This window comes from Herbiconiux daphne (assembly GCF_024979295.1).
In the GTDB taxonomy this organism is placed as follows: Bacteria; Actinomycetota; Actinomycetes; order Actinomycetales; family Microbacteriaceae; genus Herbiconiux; species Herbiconiux daphnes.
Map to the genome: position 1 here is coordinate 1 of NZ_JANLCJ010000389.1, position 702 is coordinate 702.

The 702-nt window shown below is 39.2% G+C and carries 1 protein-coding gene; it reads right to left on the bottom strand.

What is annotated here, in order from left to right:
* On the bottom strand, positions 1 to 702 hold a 702-nt coding region (locus tag N1032_RS25410; RefSeq protein ID WP_259543374.1), incomplete at both ends, for a portal protein.

The window sequence follows — 702 nt, forward strand, 5'->3', positions numbered from 1 at the left end:
GTAGGGTCAACAAGACCTACAACTTTAGAACTAATCATTGACATATTAACAATGGATTCTTGCAGACGTTCCAGTGACAGTAAATCACCGTAGAATTCTTCTACATAAGAACGACCATAGTTCTCACCATCTTGACGAATCATTCGAATAGGAAGGAAAGGACAAGCATCAACTGGGAAGGAGGCATCCGTGCCATCAACTTCCATACTGTCGATTTCTTCATACTTCAAATATTGACCTGTTTCATCATCAAGATAACAGTGAGTATAAACTTCAATCTGTTCATCTGGTTTATGTTCACCACCCATTTTAGATTTAATATCTTCTGGGAGTGCAGCATATGCAATTTTATCTAACGTAACAACTTGGAGCATATTACCAAATCCATCACGCTGAACTACATAGCTTGAAAGTTTATACAGTTTAAGAGGAGTGTATGCTCCTTTCGGTTCTGGTAAATAAAGTAGAACATTACCAGCAACGACTAATTGTTTTAATGCTTCGAACAGAGCAGCTTTATAACTGTTCCCTTCCATATATTTCATCAATACACGTTCAATCATCGAGAGCATAGCTTGAGCTTTCTCACGAGCTGAAGGGTCAGCAACAATCTCTTTAACCATCCATTCACCCATATCCAGACGCATCCACGCCTGTTGTGGGAATAAGGCAAGCATTAGCTTGGCTGTTAGGTTATTAACG